Below are 24,701 nucleotides of genomic sequence, written 5' to 3' on the forward strand. Positions count from 1 at the left end.
CAATCATTACCGAGGTCAATGGAACTTAAAAAAGATGACGCCTGCACAATACAGTCACCATCTTCTTCAAGTTGCTTAAAAGCCTTTTTTAAAAATGTCCTTTACAAAGGGTACACTTTATAAAGTGACGACTTTTTTTATTTACATATTTTTTAGGGGACAAGCATACATTCTTTTAACATACAATAAAGGATGGTTATGTGGAATCAGCACTAATCTATATGGTTTTATTACGAATAATATCAGGAAGTATCGAAGTTACTGCCGCCGGATTCATGTATAAGTCCCATGATATCGAAAAAGCTCTCGCAATTAATTCCATGCTTGCCTTAGTTGGTCCTACAATCCTTATCATTACTACCGGGCTAGGCATTGCAGGCATAGGTGATAAAATCTCTTACCAAAAAATGATTTGTCTGTTTGCTGGTGTTTTGCTCATTTTATTTAGCTTACGAATGAAATAATTCAACGAATAAAATATCTATTTAAACCAACCTTTTCTTCTAAACCAAAGCAACATACATAAACCGATTAAAGCCATTAATATTAAAGAAAAAAAGTACCCATATTTCCAAGTCAACTCAGGGATATAACTGAAATTCATACCATAAATACCTGCGATGAACGTTAAAGGGGCAAAAATAGACGTAATAATCGTTAATAACTTCATCACATTATTTGTTTGATGTGAGTTTAAAGATAAATAACTATCCCTTATATCTGCCGTGACTTCTCGATTTGTCATCACCATATCAGATAATTTTAATAAATGATCGTAAATATCGGAGAAATACTCTTTTCTTTCTCCAATGCGATTTAAATTTAAATGATGGGAATTTAACATTCGATACAATAAATCCCTCATCGGATTAACTGAATGTAATAAATTTAATAACATATTTCTCGTTTCAAACAGTTCATTCATCAAATTATTCATCGATTTTTTATTAATGCTATCATTCATCTTTTCTAATTCATCTTCAATTTTATAAATAAGGGGGAAATAATTATCGACGATTTTATCTAATATTTCATAAAAAATATAGTACGGGTCCCAACCGACTAACGACTCTTGTGCTAAAAAACGATTCCAAACAATTAACACTTCATCGGAAGGTACTTTATGAAAAGTTACGATACAACTTTCCCCTACAAAAAAGTCCAATTGGTCTTTCATAATCACTTCATCTTCTTCCCGGAGAAGATGAGTAACGAAAAACGTATAATTTTTATAATAATCTAATTTTGGTCGTTGAAATTCCTGTACACAGTCTTCAATGGCAAGGGGATGAAAATGAAACGTTTCGGAAAGATGTTTGACTTCTTCATCGGTTGGTTCACTAAAATCCACCCAAAACCATTTATAATCTGATAAAACAGCGTTATTAATCGAAATATTTCTCTCTAAATGATTATCATTTGTTATTCCTATGAAATTGATCATCGCATATGCCCTTTCATATTCAAACATTAGATTATATTTCTTTATTCCCTTTTATAAGATTGAATAAACCGATGGATTGCATCATGTAATTTCTTCGGTTCTTTCGTTGGAATTTGATGTTTTGCATTCTCAATAAAAATTAGTTCGTTATGAGGCAAGTTTTCATGAAGTAATTGTGCATACTGGTGAAATGTTTTATTTTTTGCACCGTACGTTAATAAAACAGGATGCTGAATCTCTTGTAAAAACTTCGTACAGTTATAATTTCTACTATAAAGGTAATATTGCTTTATATTTATCGAATGACCTTCTTTTGCTCCTTTTCGAAGACTATTGAAAGTTTGGGATGAATTCGCATTCCCCCTAGTAACCATATAGGTAAGAAATGGTATCGTTTTATCGTTGGAAAGATTAATAGCGGCACCTAGTCGAAGTTTTAAGATACGATCTTTCACTTCAGACATCCCACTAATGACTATTCCTCCAAAAGCTCTTTCCGGATGTTGTAACAAAAATTCTAATACGATAGAACCTCCTGTTGAATAACCACAAATAAAAGCTTTTTCAATATTCAATTCGTCTAATAGGGCAACGATATCTTCTACAATAAGTGGATAAGTGATCGGCTCATCGGAATAATCACTTTTTCCATGACCACGAATATCAAAAGTAATCACTTTATACTTTTTCGAAAAATGCTCCAGTTGAAATTTAAAAATAGTACTAGTTAATAAGGGTGGATGAATAAATATAATGGGGATTCCATCTCCTTTTGTATCATAATGAATATTTATTTCATTAATAGTTAATGTCGGCAAAATCAGCACCCCACTCTTTTTCATAAAATACTTACGCAACAAGCCCTTTTAAAGCCATTAGTTTAAAATGATACTAGCTGCCTTCAAACCCGAAACAACTGCTCCTTCCATCGTTGCGTAATAAGGCTGTTTTGTATAATCGCCAGCCAAAATTAAACCGCTAATATCCGTTCTTTGATTTGGCCTTAAACGATCATGATTAGGCTCTAAACTATAAAAATCCTCACTTCTACTTACAATTCGATAATTCGTTAAGTTCGTTTCTAGATCTAACCCCAGTTCCTTTGCTTCCATTTGAACCTGCTTTAATATTTCTTCTTTCTCCATTACTAAAAATTTTTCAGGAGGTGTCAATATAATGGACAATCTTCCCGGTACATGGGTAAAGGTTGAACGGGATTGCTCAGCAAAGCTAGCTAACGATGTCAGAGGACCAAAAGTTGTACGATCATAAGGTAAAACTGGCTTTAAAAACTCCATTTGAATTGTGACAGCGGGCATCGTTGGTAATTGAAATAATGATTGAAACAATGGATGACTTGAAAAGTTCTTTTTTAATATTTTCTTCGCTCCACCTAAATCAGCAGCAAGTATGACATGTTTAGCTTCGTAACGCGAGCCATCCTCTAAAATAACTCCCCTTACCCCTGTGCTCTCTACGATTAAATTGTGCACTTTTGCATTCGTTTGAATAATGCCCTTTTTCCCTTCAATATAATGGGCGATTGGCCGAGCTAAAAGTTCTGTCATTCCTCCTAAATAGGCACCAATTCTCATTCGATAAAACCTTGGTATCGCAGGGAAAAACAATCCGAAAAAAACCTTTGCAGAATATCTTTCAGGAGGCAAAAAGAAAATGCCAGCGCTAAGGGGAATTACAGCATAATGTAACGCATCTTCACTTACATGATGTTTTTTAGCATAATCTCTTACATTCCATTGATCGAGAATATGAGGTTTGCTTAAATAATCAATAAAACCACTCATAAAAAATCGCATTAATGAAAGCTTATCTTTCAACGATAAAATCTCATTATTTCCTAAAACCCCTTTTAATAAATCAATGGGACCAAAAATGGGCGATACTCCAAACGTTGCCACATCCCTTTTTCCTTTTATACGAACATCTACGTTTTCTTCCCATTGAACAAGGGAATCCACATTTATCCCGACCTTTTTTAATATGTAGGGCAATGCTTTATAGTAGCCAATATGGCGATGAAAGCCCGATTCAACAAGCATTCCATCTTCATCCCATGACGATGTCCTTCCGCCAATTACCTTTTCCTTTTCAAGTACGAGCACGCTCTTTCCTCGATCACATAACTCTACTGCAGCCGTTAATCCTGCTAATCCTGAACCTACAATAATCGCATCAAATTGTTCCACTTGGCATCATTCCTACCTAATTAAAATGAATTCTCACTTTATGAAGTTTTCTCATTTCTCCTCTTTTTTAAGCGGACAATCATGAAGTCACGATTCCAATCGGTAAAAATTTTTAAAGCCTATAAAATGAATAAAAAAATAGGGCAAACCAATACTTCTATTGAAAACTTACTCTAGGGAGGAAAATCTATGTATTTTTATAAGGAAGATTTAATTAACATCATAGTTCCAGATAAACCAGATCCGTCAGCTGCAAAAGTTCTACAAGAAACATTAGGTGGCCGCTTTGGAGAAATGCGTACGATGATGCAATTTATGTTCCAAAGTTCCAATTTCCGTGGAAAGGCAAAGCAGTATCGTGATTTAATACGCGGAATTTTTCTAGAAGAAATTAGTCATGTAGAGTTAGTCCAAACAACAATTAATCAATTGTTAAATGGTGCTGGGGAATCTGGAGTAGGTAATGCAGGAACGGATCAAGCACCATTGGATGAAGTCATTAAACATGCAAACCCCCATCACTTTATTATGGGTGCACAAAGCTCATTACCAGTAGATGCAGCAGGAAACCCTTGGATGGGGAACTATGTTTATTCCCACGGAAATTTAGTCGCTGACTTACTTGATAACCTCGTACTTGAGTCCACAGGTGTACTTCAAAAAACTAGAATTTATGAAATGAGCTCCAACAAAACCTTTAGAGAAACATTAGCATTTTTAATCGTTCGAGATAACGCACATCAAAATGCATTTGCTAAAGCTCTAGAAACCCTTGGCGTCGATTGGGCAAAAATATTCCCTATACCGAACTACGACATAACAAAATATCCTGAGTGTCAAAAATATGTTGATATGGGCTTCCATAACGCATTTTTTAACTTCAGATTAGATGATCACCGAGCGGGCGAAATCTTTAAAGGGGAATCGCCAAGCCGTAATAGTGGTGAATTACTTGTTGTGGACCCTCCTACACCTTATCCTGTACCAGAATTACCGGACATGCCAAATGAACATAGCCCTGGTTTATGGGATTTAAATAACTAAAAAAAGTGCTAGCCTCTTCACGAAAGAGACTAGCACTTTTTTAACACAATTACATCGCTTGATTAATTCGTTTTTGTTGACGTTTTACCGGGTCTAGTTTTCGTTCGATTAATCCTAATAAAACGTCCGATAAAATTGCCATTAAAGCCGTTGGTAAGGCACCTGCAATGATAATCGCCGTCCCATCTGTCGCATTAGTACCGCGGATAATGATATCACCTAAACCACCTGCTCCAATAAACGCACCAATAGCCGTAATCCCAATTGCAACTACAAGGGCAATACGAATACCTGTAATGATGACGGATAAGGATAATGGCAATTCCACCATGTATAATACTTGGGCCTTTGTCATCCCCATCCCCCGTCCGGCATCGGTAATACTTTTATTAATATTTTTAATTCCAACATAAGTGTTTTTAATTATTGGAAGTAATGAATAAAAGAACACCGTTACAATGACAGTTGTTTTACCTAAGCCTAATACAAGCATTAAAATGGCCATTAAAGCGAGAGCTGGGATTGTTTGAATGATATTGGCAAGGGTAATAACGACTCCAGATAATTTACTATATTTCGAAATAAGAATACCAAGTGGGATACCGATGAGCGCTGCAAGTAATACCCCATAAATGGAAATAAGGAAATGGTCTAAAAATTGACTAAACACATAAAATCCGTTTTCCTGCATGTAATAAAAAAACTGTTCAGTTGTAGACATTTGAGACATATCTTGCATTACTCATCACCCCCTTCAAAGTAATTATGTTCATTTAAGAACTGTTCTGCTACTACAGCGGGCTCCATTAAATTATTATCCGCTTGGTAATTGAGCTTTTGCATCGTCTCTGTAGAGATTTTCCCTACTAAACGTTCAATTGCCTTTTTAACCTCAGGCTTTTCATTTATTAGTTCTGTATCCGCAAAAGGACTCGCATCATATGGAGGGAAGAAATTTAAGTCGTCTTCTAAAACGACTAAATCGTAGGAAGCAATACGCCCATCTGTTGTATAACCTAATACAACATCCAATTCACCCGAATCAACAGCGTCATAAACTAAACCGATTTGCATTGGGTATGTTCGAGCAAAATCGAAACCATATGTTTCAACGAATGCTTTATAACCATCCCCTTCTCGGTTCATCCAAGACGTATCAACACCCGCTTGTAAGTTACTCGCAACAGAAGCTAAATCACTGACTGTTTTTAAGTTATATTTTTTTGCTGTTTCCTTTGTCACCATAAAGGCATACGTATTTTCAAATCCATAGGAATCAAAGAACGTTTGATTAAATCGTTTCGCAAACTCCTTTTGTACAAAATCCAATGCTTTTTCTGGATCTTTAATCGGTTCTCCTTGTAATGCACCGGTTAAATCGGTACCTGTATAGCGGACCGATGACATATTGGCATCACCATTTACCATCGCTTGGTGTAATACCGTACTTGAACCTAAATTATTGATTAGTTCCACATCTTCATCCGTATAATGCTCAATCATATATTTCATCATATAAGCTAATATTTGCCCTTCCGTCGTAACAACAGAGGCAATTTTAATTGAATCGTCCTTTTTATTCCCTGAAAGGGAGCAACCACTAATAACTAAAGATAAAACTAAAACAATTGTCAGTAGGAGTCTATTTGTCATGAAGTACGACCCCCTTCAATTTTTAACCCTTTAGGTGTTACCCATTTTTCTAATTTCCCTAATAGGAAATCCGCAAGTAATGCTAATAACGTTACAATAATCGCGCCTCCTATAATTAACTCCGTTTGATATAAATTCAATCCATTAAAGATAAAGTCTCCAAGACCACCCGCACCTATATAAGATGCTAATGTTGCCCAAGAGATAACATATACCGCTGATAGACGTATTCCAGACATAATGACAGGAACTGCTAATGGTAGTTCAACAAGGAAAATGGACTGCATCGTCGTCATCCCCATAGCAATCCCTGCACCTTTCGTATTTTCATTGACCGAATTCATTCCAATAAAAGTATTATTTAAGATTGGTAACAATGAATAGATACATAGTGCAACGATTGCGGGTACTTTCCCAACGCCTAATAAAGGAATCATAATGGCTAATAAAGCAAGGGATGGTACAGTTTGAAGTACACTTGTAATACTTAAAACTACCTTCGCAATATATTTTGTTTTTGATAATAAAATGCCAATAGGAACAGCAATAAGTACCCCTAATAACAGGGCAATCATTGATATATAAAAGTGCTCCCATGTTTTCAATAAAATATCAGAGCTGTTTTCAGTGAAAAAGGCAATCATTCACTCATCAACTCCTTATTCTCAGAAACCATTTCCTCTTCTTCTCCCCAAATTGTGTCATAAACGATATCAACGATGTTAGCACGTGTAACTAAACCGACTAAACGGTGCTCCTCATCGACAACAGGGATATTTTTTAAGTTACGCTTTAAAATTCTACGAACAGAATCTTGTAATTTCGAACCAGTTTTCACGTAAAAAATGTCCTTTTCATAACATTCTGAAACACTTTTCTTCGTTTTACGTGCACCTGTAAAGCTTTCTACATCTAAATATCCTTGTAGTCGATTGTCGCCATCTGTTACAAATAGTGTGTCTACTCGTTTTTCCACCATTAAACGGATCGCTTCATCAAGACTTTTTTCAATTGTAATGGAAATTGGTTTAATCATTACTTCATCGACAGTTTTAATGTTTGGTTTTTGCTGAATGAGGCGATGGGAACCGATAAACTCTTTTACAAAGTCATTCGCAGGGTTTGCTAAAATGTTATCGGGTGTATCAAATTGGATTAGTTTTCCTTCATGCATAATGGCAATGCGGTCAGCAAGCTTAATCGCTTCGTCCATATCATGGGTAACGAAAATGACCGTTTTATTTAAACGTTGCTGAATATCTTTGATAAGATCTTGAAGAGTATCACGTGTAATTGGGTCAAGGGCACCAAATGGTTCATCCATTAAAATAATGTCCTGATTTGCAGCAAGGGCACGCAAAACACCAATTCGTTGTTGTTGACCTCCAGATAATTGTGCTGGGTAAAAATCTAAATAGGAAGGCGGTAAATTAACAAGTTCGATTAAACGACGAGCTGTTTCATCTTTTTTCTCTTTTGACCATTTCAATAGGTGGGGAACAAGCGTTATATTGTCACGAATTGTCATATGTGGCATTAATCCGATTTGTTGAATTACATAACCGATGCTCCTCCTTAACGTAACAGGATTCATTTTCGTAATATCCTTATCATTTAAGGTCATTTTCCCACTTGTAGGTTCTACCATTCTATTAATCATTCTAAGGGCGGTTGTTTTCCCACTCCCACTCGTACCAATGAAGGCAATAAATTCACCTTGATTAATATCAAGGTTTAATTGATCGACAGCGACTTTGCCACCTCGATATACTTTTGTTAAGTTTTCAATTTTTAACATGTCTATAAAACTCCTCCTCTCAACTATATGTTACATGGTTTCCACTAACAATTTAAAGGGATATTCATAATGCAATATATAATTGTGACAATTTAATGAACATTTTATATATTTTATGTGACATTTAATATACCCTATTTTCAGAAAAATTGTGTAGCTATCCCTTCATATTAAGGCATTTTCATAGGATTTAAAAAAATGGGCTACAAGTAAGTTAAAGATAAAATATCTGAATATTAAAACTTATGACAACTTGACAGAAGAAATCGTATTTTTATAGAAAAAATCGACACAAAAGTGAACCTTTTAACCTTAAACTGGCCATAAAGAAACAAAGAAAGACAATCTCAATCACCTTACAAAATGAATGAGATTGTCTAACCTATATTTTAAAATCCGATTTCTGGATTATTTCAGTAGATGGCATTTGATAAAACAAACATTGTGGAATTGGACCTCCATTTTTCAAGTAAGACTCAACTATACGGTAACCAATACTATAACCAACCCATTTTGGTAACCCTCGACACTCATCTCCATATAAAAAAGGATGATGTTGTTGTACTCCCTTTAAATTTAAAGCTGGAACAAAGTATTTTTCCCACAACATTCTCACATCGTCTATAACATACTTTTTCGTCCATGGAGAAAGCCGCTTTTCGCCATATAGCTCTTCTACAGCTGCTTCTGCCATGCCTTCAATAATTAATGAATCAATCAACTCGATTTCTTCCGGTCGTTTATTTAAATAGGCAAGTCTACAAATATGATGATATTCATGGGCTAACAATGCCTTTAATTCCTCTTCTTTCAAGTCGGTTGACACAAACAAAAATAAAACACCATTATAGGTAATACCATTCTTTTTAGCTTCTATTCCATCAATCATTGGTCTATATTTTGTTAAAGGATATATATAAATCGGTACATCTGGCCCTTTCCATAAACTTCTTAATGTTTCAAATTCCCTTTGAAGCATTTGCCATACTCCTTGTTGTTCTAAGAACTTTACAGTTTCATCAATTTCTAACCCTTCATCAGGGTCAAACAATCCATTAGTTAAAAGTTCAAACTGAATCTCCTCTGTTGACCTTTCAGGAAAGAAAAATTGGAGTGGCTCACAAAGCATTTTACGATGAATTTCTATTAATTTGTCTCGGTTTTGGTTAGTCATTTCACATAATTTATAAAGGTCGGGTAACAAATTTACTACTGACATCTATTTCCTCCTTTGAAATTAGTATATGTTTTAGACTATTAACTCGTGTCGACTTTTAAAAAAATCATATATTAGTTAGCAGTCTACATGAAAAGGAGGGATATGGATGCATCCTAGACAAATATATGATCTATGTTGTCGCCATAAGGGCAAAAAGGTTTGTATTATTGAAAAAAGCGGACGAAGACATGTCGGAAGAATTACTCGAGTAGAACGAGATATGGTATGGATTATGCCCGAAGGTGGTTTCGGTGGCTACGGTATTGGTTACTGGGGCTGGGGCGGAAGCGGATTAGGTGTTGGAATTGCTATTGGTGCAATTGCAGGTATCGTTTTAGCGAATGCTTTCTGGTGGTAAATTGAGGTACTTTCTATAACAAGAGAATCTATTTTGAGAAGTTTCTTTCCAAAATAGATTCTTTTTTATCCTTTAAATGATAAAAAAAGCTACCTTTAAGGTAGCTAATTCTTTACTATTCATTTTCTGCGACGAACTTCAGTTTTGTTAACTTGTTATACCAGAATTGTTCGTAGTAAGCTAGCCAATCTTTTAATTCCTTCAATGGTTCAAACTGCAAATAATAAATTTTTTCTCGACCATTTTTTTCGCCTCGAACTAATCCAGCCTCAGTTAAAACATTTAAATGTTTTACTACAGCCGTACGACTAATCTTAAAGTGGGAAGAAATTTCAGCAATCGATTGATTTCTTTCTGATAATAGATGGAGCACGTCTCTTCGTGTCGGATCCGCGATTGCCTGGAATACATCAACCTTTTGAGCTGCTTGGCTCATTAAGCTTCCACCAACTGTTTTAATTTTTGAACAATGCCTTCCCAACCTTTGTTCATTGTATCGCGAATGACGGATTGAGGACGTTGCGCCTTTGCAACTAATGTATCTTTTTCTTTCCAACCACCATGGATTACTGTAAATTCAGTTTCATTGCCAACTTCTTTTAATAAGAAGGTTAATACCCATCCATCTGTATCCCATTGAATCGATATTTTCTTTTGTTCTTCAATTTCAAGTACTTTACATGGCGACGGACCGAAGGGAGACTGGATTGTAAATTCAAACCCTTCTTCTAATTTAAAATCATTTGGTGGCATAAACCATTTTGAAATCCCTTCAACGGTGGAAACATAACTCCAAACTTTTTCAATCGGTGCTTCAATTAAAATACTTTGCGTAATATCTGGTAAGTTCTCTGTCATGCCGTTATTTCTCCTTTACCTCTTTAAATATACAACCCATAGGTGTTACTTAGATTATATATAACCAAAAGGTGTTATGTCAAATTATTAAAGAACGAAAAGGACAATGGCATATAGTAATGGCAGTATAGTGAATATAAAGCCGATCTTTGTTAATTTCTTAATAAATAGGAAGATAACGCCTAAAATCCAAAGTAATACAAATAAAGCATCTACATAAAGCGTTTTTTCTAAGCTTCCACTCTCTAAGATTGGTATCGAAACGTAAAAAGCAAAAATTGCTGTCCAAATAATATGTACGATTCTATAAATCTTAAACATTATAGCAACCTCCTTTTCCCATTTTAATAATGACGTCACAGTACAAGAAAAGATTCGTCACTATTAGTATAAACTATTATCCTAAGAAGGAAGCTTACATAACACAAAGTTCTTATTGCCAAATAAAGGAGTTAGAAGAAAAAAACGTCGACCCATTAAATGGATCGACTTTCTTCTTTTAAAGCAAGTTGAATATGAGCTAGATGATGGTTTCCGTGCCAAGCATAGATGCCAACGTTCTTCTTTAATGAAATGGCACCATTGTCTGGATGTACAAATGTTCTGTTTAACTGTTCTTCCGTTAAACTTTCTAATAAATAGACCCAACGTTCGTGTAAAGCTTCAATAAGCTGTATGGAAACACTAATCGGTAAGTGGGAATCAACAAGGAGAGCCCATTTTTCTTCCGCATAAGGTTTAATGGTCGGGTTGTCTTCCGTTAAGGCTAATTTAAATCGAGTATATGAATTTAAATGGCTATCTGCGATATGGTGAACGATCTGACGAACAGTCCATCCACCTGGTCGGTATGTTTTTTCAAGCTTTTCATCCGTAAGTCCCTTTACCATTTCACTCAATCTAGTTGGTAATAGTTTAATTTCTTGAATCCATTGATGTATATCCTCGTGCGTAATCGTTTCATTACAAGTAAACTGTCCGATAGGATATTTAGCATCCATTTTCCAATCCCCCAATTTCATCTAACTATTTTTCGCTAATGCCCTTTTATAAAAAATTAAGCTGGATAACATAAGAACAGCCATAACAAAATAAATTTCGCCAGGGAAGTGAATGAGAAGCCATCCGCCAAAGACAGGACCAATAAAGCCACCAATATTTTTTAATTGAGAAGCCCCTAAATAAGTCGCTTTTTGAGTGTCTGGTGCGATTTCTTCGATCATGGCGTTCATCATTGGAAAGGCAAAAATCTCCCCAATCGTAAAAATGACCATAGCGCCAATGAAAAATGGCCAATTGGTAGCCATATTAAACAAAATTAGACCTAATGCGAAAAAACACGTACCAATGACTAAACTTTTCAACATTGAAATTTTCTCACTATAAATGCTAATTGGTAACTGTAACAATAAAACAATAGAAGCATTTGTAACAAGTAGAATTGAGAATAATTGAACACCATCTTCGACAGACAAATTCACTAATTGAGGCAAAGTGGAATCATATTGGGACCAGCCAAGATTAATTAACGTTCCTCCTGCTATTAATAGAAGCAGCTTTGTATCAGCTCCTACCACTTTGAACATTTGGAATAGATTTTGCCGTTCTGTAGCCATCTGTTGACGCATCTTAAAATGATTTAAAAGAATAACAAGAACACATCCATATAGGGCATACATAATACCCGTAATGATAAAGGGCATAGCTGGACTTGATAAGCTTGAAATCCAAACGCCTAATAGGGGACCTATGACCCCTGCAACGTTAATAGCTGTATACCGGACCGAAAATAACCTTCTCCGCTTTTCTTTCTCCGTAAAATCAATCATTAAAGCCTGGGTGGATGGTTCGAAAAAGGAACGACATAGACCATTTAGCGCACTAAGTACTATAAACAAAGGAACACTATGGAATAATGCAAAACCAAAAAACACAGCACTCCATACAAAAATGGTTAATAAAATAATTACTTTCCTTCCGACCTTATCAGTAAGATATCCACCAAATATCCCTCCAAAGGTCGCAAATAATTGGGCCACGCCGAGGGTCACCCCAATATCTACTGGCGATGCATTTAATTCACGGTGTAAATACAAAGCCAAAAAGGGTAGTGTCATGAAACTCGCTATTCGAGTAAAAACCGTTCCAAAAAGAATACTCCATACTAATGGATGAAAATAACTTAGCTTTTTCAAAATACCACCCCGAAACGTCCATTCCATGCAAAAACAAAGATCGATTGCTCAATGGACTTTGTAATCAAATCACTTAAAGATTCTTCTGAAAAAAGGTTACGCTAATGGGAGGTATCTAATATCCATTCATACAGAAGATCAGGTAAACCTTCTTCATTTTCATGTCCTCTACCAATAATCTGAAACCCATGTTTTTCATAAAAGGCTTGTGCCTGCTTATTCACTTCAAATGTGTATAAAGTTAACTTGCCAGAAGATTGTTCTTTCGCTCGAGCTAGTAAAGCAGTACCAATCCCTATACCTTGATAATCTAAATGAATATAAAGCTGGCTAATTTCATGATCATTGTAGGCAATCATTCCTACAACATGATGATCAATTAGGGCAAGTTCAATTGTGTACTCTTTAGGCAATAAATAATTTAGGAAATAGACATGATCCTCAAAACTATGTCCTTCCTTTTGTCCGATGGCATTCTCTTTACTTTCTCTCCACATTTCCACCGTCTGCGTATCATAAGTACTACTATAAGGGATGATGGTAATTTTCGGCTTTCCCATTTGTTCACTCCTATTCTTAAAAGTCATTACTTAAATTGTTATCCGGATAAAACTTCACCTTATATTTTTCAATTATTCTACTAAACTGGGATGCAAGTATTTGTTGAAATAACATCCCAAAAACAACTGGCATCATTACTTTCGCAGGAAAGTATGTACTTGCAATGACGACACCTACAGCAATATTGCGCATTCCTCCTGTAAAAACAACGGCTGAAATGACTTCAGGATCTTTAAAGAGATAATGACCTAACCATAGACACATCACATAGCCTGACATGGCAAGCAGTAAAACAACAACGATAATTCCAAAAATCTCCCACGTAATATTTTTCAAAAAAGGAGCAATAGCACTACTATTAATCATGACAATGAAAAAGAGGCTAAGCTTTTGAAAAGGAGCGAGGGTTTTTCCTACGGTATTGTCAATTTTCCCTTTTGTCCATTCATTTAGTAAAACAGCTATAATCGATGGAATCACAATCATCCACAATAGATCTAGCATAATAGACATCGTATCAATTTCAATGTTTTGACCGACTACAAAATGTACTAATAACGGTATAACGATAGGCGAAAGAATCGTATCTATTAAAATAATCGATAAGCAGAGGGCTAGATGACCTCTACATATACTTACCCATATAAAACTTGTAATTCCAGTTGGAACTGCAACAGATAATACAAATCCAATTGTTAAATAATGATCATTAAAAATAAACGTTGCTACAAAATACGCCCATATTGGCATAAGAATATGTAAAAAGGAGATTGTAATTAAAATGACCTTCGGATATTTTGCAAAGCTACGTAACCCTTCAAAATTCATACTTAAACTGCCGGCAAATGTCATAAAGGCAAATAACCATGGCACTAAAAATAATAAATGCCCACCTACATCCTCAAGTAAAACACCGATTACTAAACTAAGTGGTGTTAAGATCGGCATTAATTTTTGGAGGTGTTTATTGATAGTTGCTAACATTGAATATAAGCCTTCTTCCTCTTAAAATCTTATATTTACCATTGTCACTCTTCTCCCTAATAAAGGGAACTATTTTTTGAAGAAGACGAGCCACTTTATATCTTAATTAATATTTTCCCCTCATACTGACGACCTTCCATGAAGAGATGGGCCTCTTGCGCCCTTTCTAATGGAAAAATTTTTGCAATTGGTAGTTCAATTTCTCCCTTTCCAAATAGGTCGATTACTTTTTCCGCTACAGGTTTTAAACGCTTTGGGTCATATTGTCTTGTTGTGCCTAAACTAAATCCTTTCACATTCCGGCAACTGCTATGCACATCACTCGTTTGAAAAATACCAGCCTTGCCGCTACTATTTCCAAATTGAACAAGGGTGCCATATAAAGCTAAACACTCCATGCTTTTTGTTGTTACTTCCCCTGCCATTGAGTCGAATATTATATTTGCCCCCTGTTGATTTGTTAAAGATAAAACTTCATCGGTAAATGTTTCGTATGTACAAACTATGTCCGCACCTAAATTTATACAATAATCTTTTTTTCTAATATCCCCTACTGTAGCGATAATTTTTGAGACTCGTGCTAATTTGGCAAGTTGAATTAACATCGAGCCAACTCCCCCTGCCCCGCTATGGATAACAATTGTATCCGTTGCCTTCACCTGACCGATTTCATGTAATAATATATAAGATAATATCGAAACGGTTGGCATAGCTGCTGCCTGTTCAAAGGAAAGGCTGTCTGGAATTTTATAAACAAGGTCCTCATTGGCTATAACATATTCCGCATAAGTCCCTGACTTTGGAAAGGCGATGACCCGATCTCCTTTAGAAAAGGAGGAGTCTCCAGCCACTTCTTCAATCACTCCAGCACAATCGAGTCCTAACATCATCGGAAACTTCCCTTTTCCCTTATTCCCTACACGTTTTTTTATATCTGCGTAATTGACACTCGTATACGCAACTTTTATTAGCACTTCCCCTTTTTGAATAGATGGCTTTTCAATTTCTAGACATTGTAGAACATTTGCATCCCCAAACTGATTTTGAATTACAGCTTTCATTATCTACACCCCTTTTTACAATAAATACTTACGATTTCCCCCATTACAATTACCACAATTATACATTAAGTAAAAAGTAAAAACAGCTTGCATTTTCCATGCAAGCTGTCTAGTAAACCCTTATCTATAAGAACCCTTTCTGATTCTTCGAGTCATTATTTAACTTACTTTCTATCACCAAAATTGAAAGTATCATCTGTAATTGGGGCTACTTTCGCTTTCGCATAAGTTGAACCCTTTTGCGAGAAGAAGTCATATGTTGACCCTTCATTACGAATACCGTTCATAACGATAGGATTCACTTCTTCTTCCGGGAACATTGGATCAAAACCAACGTTCATAAGCGCTTTGTTGGCGTTATATCGAACATATGACTTAACTTCAGGCGATAATCCCGTTTCTGCATATACATCATCTGTATAAGCCATTTCATTATGATATAAATCTAGCAGTAACTCATATCCCCAAACCTTTAATTCATCCTGTTTTTCAGCAGAAAATTGTTTAAATAAATTTTGGGCGAAGAAGCCAACTGCAACCCCATGGATTGATTCGTCACGTAAAATTAAAGATATTACTTCTGCCGAGTTGCGTAGAATCCCTTGTCCACCTAGATATAACGGATAGAAAAATCCAGAGTAAAATAGGAAAGATTCAAGCATAACGGAAGAGAACATCGCTTTCCATAAAGATTCGGAGTTACCCTCTTCTATGCTATTATAAATGTCGCTAATTTTACTTGCTTTATATTGAAGATATTCATTCTTTTTTACCCACTCAAATAACTCATCAATTTCTGAATTCGTACAAAGGGTTGTGAAAATATAAGAGTAGGATTTAGCATGAATCGCTTCAAAGGCACCAAACACAGTAAATACCGCTTTTTCTTGTAAATCCGTTGCATAAGTGGCGATTTGATTCATCCCAATATTCGTTTGCACCGTATCCAGTAGCGTAAGCCCTGCAAATACCTTCTTATACGTTTCTTGATGCTCGAAACTTTGCCATTGTTTGATATCTTTACTCACAGCTATTTCTTCTGGAAACCAAATTTGCTTCCATTGCTGATCCCAAAAAATTTGTGCTAATTCACTCGTCGGTTTATTCCAATTGACTGCCTCATAAACTAAATTTGACATGCGACACACTCCTCTAATGTTTGTAGACGTTGACGGACATAGTAAACCGATTTAATTCCGCGCGACCATGCGTAAATATAAATTTTCGCTAGTTGCTCCGTTGTCCAAGCATCTGTTACATAAAGAGTCATAGAAATCCCTTGATCGACATGTTTTTGGGCAGCTGCATATAAATCGATTAAATCATAGGCATTCACATCATATGCTTCCACGTAAAGGTGAGCATTATCATTGTTTAAATGGGGCATCGGGTAAATAGTACGACTGTCAGCGTAATCCCGAACCTCCACTCTTTCAGTACAAGGTGCAATAGATGCTGTGCAGCTCCGAATATAAGAGATGCTTCCTGTTGGTGCGATAGCTAATCGATAGGAATGGAACAAGCCGTGTTCCATCACTTCTTCTTTTAGTTTTTGCCACATTTGTTTTGTAATAATAGGCACTTTACCAAGGGCATTTAATACTACCGGAGAAAGTTCTTTTTCTTCCTTCTCCACATATTGTTTAAAGTAAGCACCTGATGCATATTCACTCTCTTCAAATCTATGGAACGTTTCTCCACGCTCTTTTGCAATTTCCATAGATGTTTTTAAAGAATAGTAATTCATTGCTTCCATAAAACAATCGATAAAGTCAACCGAATCCTTTGAACCATAAAGAATTCCTTGAGTCACTAAATGGCCGTGTAAATTCATTGCTCCAAGCCCTACAGAATGCATAATTTTGTTCGCTTTTGCGATAGACGGCACATTTTGAATATATGTCATCTGTGACACATTCGTAAGTAAACGCATTGCTGTATCAACTAATTGTCCAAAATCATCCGTCTTACTTGCTGCATGGATATCGATGGATCCTAAATTACAGGAAACATCTAAGCCGTATTCATTCGGCTCTCCTTGGTCTGTAATGACGCTTGTCTCTTGTACTTGAAGTATTTCCGTACAAAGGTTAGACATTTTAACTCGTCCAATATTTTTCAATGGATGAACATCATTTACATTGTCATCAAAAATTTCAAAAGGATAACCCGATTCAAATTGGGCTTTTTTCACTTCTGTATAAAGTCTACGGGCATTCAATCGTTTAATTTTTCTGATATTTGGGTTATCTAGTAATTCATAATACATTTCGGAGATAGATATTTCCGACATGCGTTTCCCATATTCTTTATAAATATCATATGGGCTAAATAATACTATATCTTTATCCCGTTTCATTAATTCAAAGAAAATGCTTGGAATAATAATACCCGTTGAAAGAGTTGCTAATCGTATTTTATCGTCAGCATTTGGCTTCTTCGATGAAATGAAGTTTTCTATATCACCATGGAAAATATTCAAGTATACAACCCCAGAACCATTGCGTTGTCCGAGTTGATTGGAATAACTAAAAGCATTTTCTAACAGCTTGGCCACTGGAATAACGCCACTCGCACGGTTTAATATGCCTTTAATTGGATCACCCAGGGGACGTAAATCCGTTAAGTTAACACCGACGCCTCCACCTAAACGGGATAGCTCTAAACAATACCCAATATTTTCAGCAATACTATTCATCGAGTCATCCATCGATAATTTAAAGCAACTTACTAGTTCCCCACGGGCTCTTTTCCCACTGTTCAATGCTGTTGGAGTAGCAGGTTGGTAAGCTTCCATCATCGCTTCCACCGCTCGTTCAGCAAGGGTTCTATCACCTTGTGCTAAATACAAAGCAATAATCACAATACGATCTTCATATTTTTCTAGAATTTCTTCTCCGTCACGGCTTTTTAATGCATAGCTATCATAAAACTTGCTCGCACTCATAAACGATGGAAAGCGGAAGTTGTAATCGTAAGCCTTTTTATACAATTTTTTAATAAAATCCATATCATACAGCTCGATAAATTCTCTCTCATAGTAACCTTCATCTACTAAGTAACGAATCTTTTCTTCCACGTCGATAAAATAACGTAACCGAACATTTACATACTCTAAAAAGTATCGGCGTGTCGCCTCACGATCCTTTTCTAATTCCAATTGTCCTGTAGAGCTGTAACGATTTAACACATCATTATTTAACTTTAAATATGTCTTCATACAAGTACCCTCGTTTCATAAAACTGTTGAATTGCTTCATAATCTGCTTGGTAACCTCGTAAATCTAATTTACGGACTAAAGGAATTTGATATTTGGCAGCTATTTTGTCCCCGGCACCACCAAAGTTACTTGGTCCAAAATTGCTATTACCACTTACCACTACCCCTTTACAATGGGCTTCATTTTGTTCTAAAAATCGTGATACCTTCATTGGAATATCACCAAAGCCATCTGTATAAGTAACTAATAAATAGGGCTCGTCTATTTGTAAATCCTCTTGAATTTCAATAGACTCTGCTTCTATTTTGGAAACGATATATCTTACGTTTCCTGTGCGACTTGCATATGCAATCATTGATGAACCAACTCGATGTGGGAGATAATTTCATTTACATCCCCAATAAACTTCCCTTCATGTTCTAAAACGGGCACTGTTAAAAAGCCTGCATCTATTAACCGTTGTTTTTCAGTTTCATTATGATCAATATTAATAATTTCTACTTCAAGTCCCGCTTGTTGTATTTCTGTTTTTACCCACATACATTTTGGGCAAATTGTTTTCGTAAATAGTTTCATATAATCCCTCTTTCTTAATCTATTAAATCTATATTTTGTTACTGATTTTAGACAAAGTTTTATATCTTGCCTCAATCAGCTATAACAATATGTAGTTAGAATGTTAAAATAATAAAAGGCTATCTCTTCGAAAAGAAATAGCCTTTATGGAAACGTTCGTAAAAATTGAAAAATGGTAACGTCTCCATTTCTCAATCCCCGAAGAAATGTCATCGCATTTTTATAGGCAGGTCTCCTGGCTTAGCCTCATTCTCCGATTTCCTTCCCATGCATTTGCACAGTGGTATTCAAAATCCTCGTCAGCTTCACAGTTGCGGGGACAGCGTCGGCGTCATGACCGAACTTCCCTTTTAAACTACATATAGTAGTACCTAATAAAAATGAACACAATATATAGTTTTTATCTTCTGGAATTAGTTTAGCATACTCCCCAGGATTATGTAAATGAATAAAATCTGCTTTTCCAATTCGTCACCTTTCAAACCCTCTATTCTCCTTTGTTTTTCATAAAAAAAAATTAAAAAAGATTTGCTGAACGCTCATTCAAATTATGCTATAAAAAAGATATAGGGGTGAGGTTTATGACGATCACGATTTTAATTACGAGTGACTTACATGGTAGATTGGATCGGTTTGAGCAATTATTTCATCAAATGAAAAGTCTTAAGGCTGACTTAGTCATCGATAATGGTGACTTTTTAGATGGTAGCCCAGCTTCTTTTTATTACAAGCATATAAGTAACAATGAAATTCAGCCTATGATTACCCTTGCAAACGAATTGTATGATGTGGCCGTTTACGGTAACCATGAGTTTAACGACCATTTGCCCAATATTAAAAAATTACACTCCCAATTTCGATTTCCTTGGATTAGCTGCAATATTGGAGACTTTTCCAAACCTTATTATACGAAAACCATTCGTGGAAGAAAATTTATTGTCATCGGCGCTACAACTCATTTCACCCCATTATGGGATGAACACGGCTATTTAACCGATCTTTCTTTCCAATCCGCTCTTAAGTCTATTCAACATTGGGTTACTTTTGTAAAGACTTATGAAAAACCCGATTATTTAATCGTCGCCTATCATGGTGGTTTCTCCGAAGACCCTTTAACAGGAGCTATATTTCAAGAACGAATAGGTGAAAACGAGGCAAATGAAATTTTAGAGTTAACGGAAGATATCGACCTCCTTATAACAGGACATCAACATTTATATTTCAATAAGAGAATTCAACAAACATTAACAGTCCAGCCTGCTTCCCACGGAAAAGGCTTTATAGAGATTCAAGTAAATTTTTATGGCGAAACGAAACAAAGTAGTGGTAAATTTCATCCATTAAAAACTGACCATACTTCTTATCCTTCAGAAGTTGAAAGGTGGTTAGATGAGGAAATTACCTATATAGAAAAGGATTATACATACGAAGGGTTATTAAAGGCTAGGTTAACAAGTCACCCTTATATACAGCTTCTTCACGACATGCAGATCAAAGCAACAGGCGCACAAATTTCTGTATGCGACCTCGCTTTCCTTGAAAAGGGAGGATTTAAAGGAAGCATTACGAACCGAGATATCGTATTCAATACGAGGGAACATACCCTAAAAGTCATTTCCTTATTCGGATTTGAAATTAAACAATTAATGGAAAGTAGTGCAGCTGTTTTCGCATTGAATAACGAGGGTAAAATTGACTTTCGTACAAATGTATACCCAAAAACACCCCAACCTTATCAATATGATTTTTGGGGCGGACTCTCTTATACGATTGACATAAGGAATCCCGTTGGAAAACGTGTAAAGAATATTACGTTTAAAGGAGAGCCATTAAAAGACGAGTCAACCTATGAAGTTGTTCTCAACAGTTATCGATTAACTGGCTATGATTTCCCATTATTAAAGAATCGGGAAATTCTTTATGAAACAGCTTATACCGTTTTCTTCCTACTAAAAGGTTATTTAAAAAACTTTATGCCTATTGATGTACCTCATCACGGTTCATTTAAAGTAATTGATTAAATAGGAAAAGCCCTCCAATATTTGGAGGGCCTGGATGATTACTGGTTAATTAGTAGCCACCGTAGCCACCGTTCCAGAAGTAAGCACCAACAATAATTAAAAGGATGAATAAAACGACTAGTAATGCAAAGCCTGAGCCATTACCATAGTCGTTACCGCCATAACCGTATTCACCACCAACGTTTTTACCCAAATCGAACACCTCCTCAAATTCATTTCAATACATCATATGTAATGCTTTTAGTTGGAACTAGACGGATGTATTGGTCCGAATCTTTTTTTAATTTTCTCACTACAAACATCCAGTAAATGGTAATATTGTAGAAATACTTGTTTCTATAGGGGGCGCAAATGCTAAAAAAAAAATACGGAAATCGTTTAGATTGGAAACGTGTAGTAAAAAAAGAATGTGCACAGGCTTTTGTCGACTCAAAAAAATTTAAAGGATACATCACTTTAATACATATTTTGGAAGTAACTGAACCATTAACAGTAAGCTTAAATGGAGAAAATGTCTGTATCGCAGATAGAGGCTACATGTGGTTACAGCAATTTCCTTTAGAAAGAAATTATATCGTGACAACGATGTTCAACCCTAAAGGCGAAATTATAGTAAAAAGGAACCCCTACTTAGTAACGGCTATTTTTATTTGGCCCACCTTTTGGACAAAAAACAAGAGCCTACTGAAAAGGATCATCTTATGAATTGGATTGATATCGATAAAGTGGGAACACTTCTTTTTCATGAACATCATATTTGGGCAGTCAATGCAGGGTTAAAGGTTCATTTAACTTATATTATTTTCTTAGTCTCTATTGTATTAATTTACTTTCTGTTCCCCAAAGTGTACTATCACCAATTGCAATGCCCAATTCAGCTGTATTTCCTTTCATACATGCTAAATCTACATATCCGATAAACGTATTTTGAAACTCGATACCCTTACGAATAAAATTTTTTGGCGGATTATTTACACATTGAACCCATCATGAATAGAGCTGTTCTGCAATTCGATTGTTCTCCCAACCATTTGCTAAACAAAAGTAAATATCTTTACTCCAACTTAAAATAAATTGATAATCCTCTATTTTAATAGGTCGAATTGTTATTAAAGATGTTAGGATATTTTCGTTTTTCAAAACAACTCTACTCCTTTCAGCCAAATTCTTCATAGATTTATATTAAAATCGACATATAATACTCATCCACATATTCATCATCTATCAATAAGGAATGCTTCTTTACCCCTTCCACTTCAAATCCCATTTTCTTATATAAGTTGATTGCCACGTCATTTGTTGATATGACCGTTAATTCTAATCGATGAAGCTTCACTTCCTTTGCCCATTCTAATACGTGATGAAAAAGGGCTGTTCCAACCCCTTTACCCCGACTTTCACTATGTACACCAATAACTAAATATGCTCTATGGGCGACGCGTGATGGCTTATCATTTTGAACAATGATGTAACCTAAAATTCGATTGTTATCTACTGCTACAAACAAACTTGATTTGAGACTATTATTTAGGGAGTCCATCAGTTTTGCTAAACCATCAATAGTTATTTTTCTTTCTCCCGGAGAAAATAACATAAATCCCGAATCCTCTGCATTTTTCATGACTGTAATGACCTGTTCTGCGTCACTACCCATCCCTTTCCTTACTTTAACCATAGTTATCGGCTCCTTCTTATTTACGTCGGAGGTAATTTTATCCAAATTGATGGAATGATGCAACCCTTTAATTCGTTAAAAAAGAGGATAGCAATACCTGCCACCCTCTTCATAGAACCATTTTTTAGTTTCTTGATGTTGGATCACTAATTGAATTTGAAGCCTCTGGAATATCATCATAAACTTGCGTATCAACTTCATAAATAGATCCATCAGCAAGTCCTTGGAAAACTGCAAAGAGTGGTTGAGTAACCGTTTCTTTCAGCATACCGGCCTGCTTTTGTCCTAATGTTTGGCTTTGACCTTTAATTTCAATTAACATAATTGAAGTATCATTTAATGCAAATGCTCCTAGAGCTGTACCTGGTAAGTTTACATCAGGATATTTCTGAACAGCACCGAAATGGGATTGCCCTTTTTGCAATGTTAATGCAGATAGTGCATTAACCTGTTTAGCTAGCGTCAGAACATCTTCATCTACTTCATATTGTTCACCAGTGAATGGATCTGTATATGGATCAGCAACAACTGCAGCGAATTGGACAGGTACTGAACGATTATCCTCATCAGATACTGTATTGAAACCACGGTGATGTACATCTACATACACATCCGGTTGGAACTCTTTAAACACACTTGTAACAGTACGTGCCTCTGCTGTAACATAGAAACCACCGTATTTGCTGTTATTTGTAGATTGGGAGTTTAAGAACGAAGCAACCTCGCTAAGGTCTTGGTTCTCTACTCTAAAATCTAAATTTGGATTGTAGTCCCGGTTTTGGTCATATCCAGGAATACCATAAACGACACGTCCTTCATTATTTTGAGCTCTTTCGCTACCATCGCTATTATAGTACCACGGAGCAACCGTATCTGCTGGAAGACCGATATTTTCAGGCAACCATGTTTGATGGGTATAACGAGTTGGATACCACTTACCTTCATATTGATTATCCGCTCCTTCTGGGTTAATACGAGGCATAATCCAGATGGACACGTTTTCTAAAATTTCTTCAACTTCCTTCCCGTTGGAAGAAAGCTTTTGAATAATATCAATAGCCGCTTCAGCTCCAATTTGCTCATTCCCATGAATCTGAGCGGTAATTAATATACGTTTTTTATTTGGATCATTATCCCCAAATTTTGCTACATAAATTGGTTCCCCTTTGTCCGCTTCGGTTTGATAACCATCGGGAGCAAGGTTGGAATAGCCAGCAACTTCCAGCTTCATCTTCCCATTGGAAGAAGCTTCGAGCTTTTGTAATTTAGTTGCTAATTCTGCATTTGACATATAACTTGATAGAGAAATATTCTGGTTGTCTTCAATGTAAGGTCCGTTCGGTGTTGATTGCGGATTTGCGTAGGCAGCAGATGATACACTTACAGTTAGTGCCAACGCTGTTGGTAAAATTACTTTTGAAAACTTCTTTTCCATAAAATCCCTCCTAAGTATACTTGTCCCAATCTACAATTTATTTTGGGGCTCGAAATAGATTGTACATGATTGAAAAAGAAAACAAAACAGAATATTTTATCTTTTCAGAAAATTGAGTCTTTATTAGTGTTATTTTTCAATTATTAAGGATTACAAGACTAGTAAACAAGAGATAATTTAGAATATTCCTTCTTTCCGTAGGTAAAATGGAACGTTGGCTAGAAAAAAGGTCTCACTATGTTCTTATTGATAAACCTTCTAACATAAAAAAGAAGAGGCTGGGACATAACTAGCTTCAAATAGTGGGAAAGGTGAATTTGAGGAAACTCAAATTCACCTTTCTCTATTTTTGTATGTAAATTCTTTTTTTCTTTAGTTAATGGCCATGAAT

General features: G+C 35.7%; 29 protein-coding genes and 1 riboswitch. Of the genes, 5 read left to right on the forward strand and 24 right to left on the reverse strand.

Annotation, left to right across the window (positions count from 1 at the left end; all coding sequences use genetic code 11):
• Positions 1-200: 200 nt before the first annotated feature.
• A complete protein-coding gene (locus EC501_RS15270) occupies positions 201-464 on the forward strand; it encodes a YqhV family protein (protein WP_404817756.1) in 264 nt (87 codons plus the stop codon).
• A gap of 17 nt (positions 465-481) precedes the next feature.
• Here EC501_RS15270 and corA read toward each other — a convergent pair whose 3' ends face one another.
• From corA to EC501_RS15285, 3 genes are read right to left on the reverse strand one after another with little or no spacing between them, the layout of a single operon-like run.
• Complete coding sequence (gene corA / locus EC501_RS15275) at positions 482-1,444, reverse strand: magnesium/cobalt transporter CorA (protein WP_122973258.1); 963 nt, start codon at positions 1,442-1,444, stop codon at positions 482-484.
• A 41-nt stretch (positions 1,445-1,485) separates the two neighbouring features.
• Complete coding sequence (locus tag EC501_RS15280; RefSeq protein ID WP_122973232.1) at positions 1,486-2,262, reverse strand: alpha/beta fold hydrolase; 777 nt, start codon at positions 2,260-2,262, stop codon at positions 1,486-1,488.
• Between the two features lie 57 nt (positions 2,263-2,319).
• Positions 2,320-3,651, reverse strand: a complete 1,332-nt coding sequence (locus tag EC501_RS15285) for a hydroxysqualene dehydroxylase (protein ID WP_122973233.1) — start codon at positions 3,649-3,651, stop codon at positions 2,320-2,322.
• Between the two features lie 189 nt (positions 3,652-3,840).
• Between EC501_RS15285 and EC501_RS15290 the strand changes: the two genes are divergently transcribed.
• Complete coding sequence (locus EC501_RS15290) at positions 3,841-4,695, forward strand: manganese catalase family protein (RefSeq protein ID WP_122973234.1); 855 nt, start codon at positions 3,841-3,843, stop codon at positions 4,693-4,695.
• Positions 4,696-4,744: 49 nt separating this feature from the next.
• Here the strand turns inward: EC501_RS15290 and EC501_RS15295 are convergent, their stop codons facing one another.
• From EC501_RS15295 to EC501_RS15315, 5 genes are all read right to left on the reverse strand, one after another.
• Positions 4,745-5,416, reverse strand: a complete 672-nt coding sequence (locus EC501_RS15295) for an ABC transporter permease (RefSeq protein WP_174232707.1) — start codon at positions 5,414-5,416, stop codon at positions 4,745-4,747.
• A 17-nt stretch (positions 5,417-5,433) separates the two neighbouring features.
• Positions 5,434-6,348, reverse strand: a complete 915-nt coding sequence (locus EC501_RS15300) for an osmoprotectant ABC transporter substrate-binding protein (protein WP_122973236.1) — start codon at positions 6,346-6,348, stop codon at positions 5,434-5,436.
• Positions 6,345-6,992 carry an ABC transporter permease gene (locus EC501_RS15305; protein ID WP_122973237.1) on the reverse strand — a complete coding sequence of 216 codons (648 nt, stop codon included), beginning with the start codon at positions 6,990-6,992 and terminating at the stop codon, positions 6,345-6,347. Before EC501_RS15305 ends, EC501_RS15300 begins: the two co-directional genes overlap by 4 nt.
• Complete coding sequence (locus tag EC501_RS15310) at positions 6,989-8,146, reverse strand: betaine/proline/choline family ABC transporter ATP-binding protein (protein WP_122973238.1); 1,158 nt, start codon at positions 8,144-8,146, stop codon at positions 6,989-6,991. Before EC501_RS15310 ends, EC501_RS15305 begins: the two co-directional genes overlap by 4 nt.
• 382 nt (positions 8,147-8,528) lie before the next feature.
• Positions 8,529-9,365 (reverse strand): DUF2268 domain-containing putative Zn-dependent protease, encoded by an 837-nt coding sequence (locus tag EC501_RS15315; protein ID WP_122973239.1) that lies wholly within the window; start codon positions 9,363-9,365, stop codon positions 8,529-8,531.
• A gap of 106 nt (positions 9,366-9,471) precedes the next feature.
• Here EC501_RS15315 and EC501_RS15320 point away from each other — a divergent pair, with 106 nt between their 5' ends.
• A complete protein-coding gene (locus EC501_RS15320; protein ID WP_122973240.1) occupies positions 9,472-9,723 on the forward strand; it encodes a hypothetical protein in 252 nt (83 codons plus the stop codon).
• A 115-nt stretch (positions 9,724-9,838) separates the two neighbouring features.
• Here the strand turns inward: EC501_RS15320 and EC501_RS15325 are convergent, their stop codons facing one another.
• The 12 genes from EC501_RS15325 to EC501_RS15380 form a co-directional block, all read right to left on the reverse strand.
• On the reverse strand, positions 9,839-10,159 hold the full coding sequence (locus EC501_RS15325; RefSeq protein ID WP_122973241.1) for an ArsR/SmtB family transcription factor: 321 nt from the start codon (positions 10,157-10,159) through the stop codon (positions 9,839-9,841).
• The gene (locus EC501_RS15330; RefSeq protein ID WP_122973242.1) at positions 10,159-10,581 is read right to left on the reverse strand and encodes an SRPBCC family protein; all 423 of its coding nucleotides are present in this window, start codon (positions 10,579-10,581) and stop codon (positions 10,159-10,161) included. The genes EC501_RS15325 and EC501_RS15330 overlap by 1 nt, the downstream gene beginning before the upstream one ends.
• Before the next feature lie 87 nt (positions 10,582-10,668).
• A complete protein-coding gene (locus EC501_RS15335) occupies positions 10,669-10,902 on the reverse strand; it encodes a hypothetical protein (protein WP_122973243.1) in 234 nt (77 codons plus the stop codon).
• A gap of 155 nt (positions 10,903-11,057) precedes the next feature.
• Positions 11,058-11,582 carry a YfiT family bacillithiol transferase gene (locus tag EC501_RS15340; RefSeq protein WP_122973244.1) on the reverse strand — a complete coding sequence of 175 codons (525 nt, stop codon included), beginning with the start codon at positions 11,580-11,582 and terminating at the stop codon, positions 11,058-11,060.
• A gap of 21 nt (positions 11,583-11,603) precedes the next feature.
• Complete coding sequence (locus EC501_RS15345; RefSeq protein ID WP_241559371.1) at positions 11,604-12,776, reverse strand: MDR family MFS transporter; 1,173 nt, start codon at positions 12,774-12,776, stop codon at positions 11,604-11,606.
• A gap of 101 nt (positions 12,777-12,877) precedes the next feature.
• Complete coding sequence (locus EC501_RS15350) at positions 12,878-13,336, reverse strand: GNAT family N-acetyltransferase (protein ID WP_122973245.1); 459 nt, start codon at positions 13,334-13,336, stop codon at positions 12,878-12,880.
• 16 nt (positions 13,337-13,352) lie between these two features.
• Positions 13,353-14,321: a bile acid:sodium symporter family protein gene (locus tag EC501_RS15355; protein WP_122973246.1), complete on the reverse strand. Its 969-nt coding sequence runs from the start codon at positions 14,319-14,321 to the stop codon at positions 13,353-13,355.
• A gap of 95 nt (positions 14,322-14,416) precedes the next feature.
• Complete coding sequence (locus tag EC501_RS15360; protein WP_122973247.1) at positions 14,417-15,382, reverse strand: quinone oxidoreductase family protein; 966 nt, start codon at positions 15,380-15,382, stop codon at positions 14,417-14,419.
• A gap of 164 nt (positions 15,383-15,546) precedes the next feature.
• Positions 15,547-16,521, reverse strand: coding sequence for a class 1b ribonucleoside-diphosphate reductase subunit beta (nrdF, locus tag EC501_RS15365; RefSeq protein ID WP_122973248.1), 975 nt, complete (start codon positions 16,519-16,521; stop codon positions 15,547-15,549).
• Positions 16,509-18,602, reverse strand: coding sequence for a class 1b ribonucleoside-diphosphate reductase subunit alpha (nrdE, locus tag EC501_RS15370; RefSeq protein WP_122973249.1), 2,094 nt, complete (start codon positions 18,600-18,602; stop codon positions 16,509-16,511). Before nrdE ends, nrdF begins: the two co-directional genes overlap by 13 nt.
• A complete protein-coding gene (gene nrdI / locus EC501_RS15375) occupies positions 18,599-18,958 on the reverse strand; it encodes a class Ib ribonucleoside-diphosphate reductase assembly flavoprotein NrdI (protein WP_122973250.1) in 360 nt (119 codons plus the stop codon). The genes nrdE and nrdI overlap by 4 nt, the downstream gene beginning before the upstream one ends.
• On the reverse strand, positions 18,955-19,179 hold the full coding sequence (locus tag EC501_RS15380; protein WP_122973251.1) for a glutaredoxin family protein: 225 nt from the start codon (positions 19,177-19,179) through the stop codon (positions 18,955-18,957). The genes nrdI and EC501_RS15380 overlap by 4 nt, the downstream gene beginning before the upstream one ends.
• Positions 19,180-19,387: 208 nt before the next feature.
• A riboswitch (cobalamin riboswitch) is annotated at positions 19,388-19,570 on the reverse strand.
• A 190-nt stretch (positions 19,571-19,760) separates the two neighbouring features.
• On the opposite strand from EC501_RS15380, the gene EC501_RS15385 reads away from it, so the two are divergent.
• The gene (locus tag EC501_RS15385; protein ID WP_122973252.1) at positions 19,761-21,200 is read left to right on the forward strand and encodes a bifunctional metallophosphatase/5'-nucleotidase; all 1,440 of its coding nucleotides are present in this window, start codon (positions 19,761-19,763) and stop codon (positions 21,198-21,200) included.
• A gap of 49 nt (positions 21,201-21,249) precedes the next feature.
• Here EC501_RS15385 and EC501_RS15390 read toward each other — a convergent pair whose 3' ends face one another.
• A complete protein-coding gene (locus EC501_RS15390) occupies positions 21,250-21,393 on the reverse strand; it encodes a YjcZ family sporulation protein (RefSeq protein WP_122973253.1) in 144 nt (47 codons plus the stop codon).
• A gap of 158 nt (positions 21,394-21,551) precedes the next feature.
• Between EC501_RS15390 and EC501_RS15395 the strand changes: the two genes are divergently transcribed.
• On the forward strand, positions 21,552-21,905 hold the full coding sequence (locus EC501_RS15395) for a hypothetical protein (protein WP_122973254.1): 354 nt from the start codon (positions 21,552-21,554) through the stop codon (positions 21,903-21,905).
• A gap of 282 nt (positions 21,906-22,187) precedes the next feature.
• Here EC501_RS15395 and EC501_RS18430 read toward each other — a convergent pair whose 3' ends face one another.
• The 3 genes from EC501_RS18430 to EC501_RS15405 all read right to left on the reverse strand — a co-directional run bounded on the left by EC501_RS18430 (position 22,188) and on the right by EC501_RS15405 (position 24,310).
• Positions 22,188-22,340 carry a hypothetical protein gene (locus tag EC501_RS18430; RefSeq protein WP_158599729.1) on the reverse strand — a complete coding sequence of 51 codons (153 nt, stop codon included), beginning with the start codon at positions 22,338-22,340 and terminating at the stop codon, positions 22,188-22,190.
• Between the two features lie 37 nt (positions 22,341-22,377).
• Positions 22,378-22,875: a GNAT family N-acetyltransferase gene (locus EC501_RS15400; RefSeq protein ID WP_122973255.1), complete on the reverse strand. Its 498-nt coding sequence runs from the start codon at positions 22,873-22,875 to the stop codon at positions 22,378-22,380.
• Positions 22,876-22,999: 124 nt separating this feature from the next.
• On the reverse strand, positions 23,000-24,310 hold the full coding sequence (locus tag EC501_RS15405) for a M14 family zinc carboxypeptidase (RefSeq protein WP_122973256.1): 1,311 nt from the start codon (positions 24,308-24,310) through the stop codon (positions 23,000-23,002).
• Positions 24,311-24,701: the final 391 nt, after the last annotated feature.

This window comes from Lysinibacillus halotolerans (assembly GCF_003711845.1).
Classification (GTDB): Bacteria; Bacillota; Bacilli; order Bacillales_A; family Planococcaceae; genus Ureibacillus; species Ureibacillus halotolerans.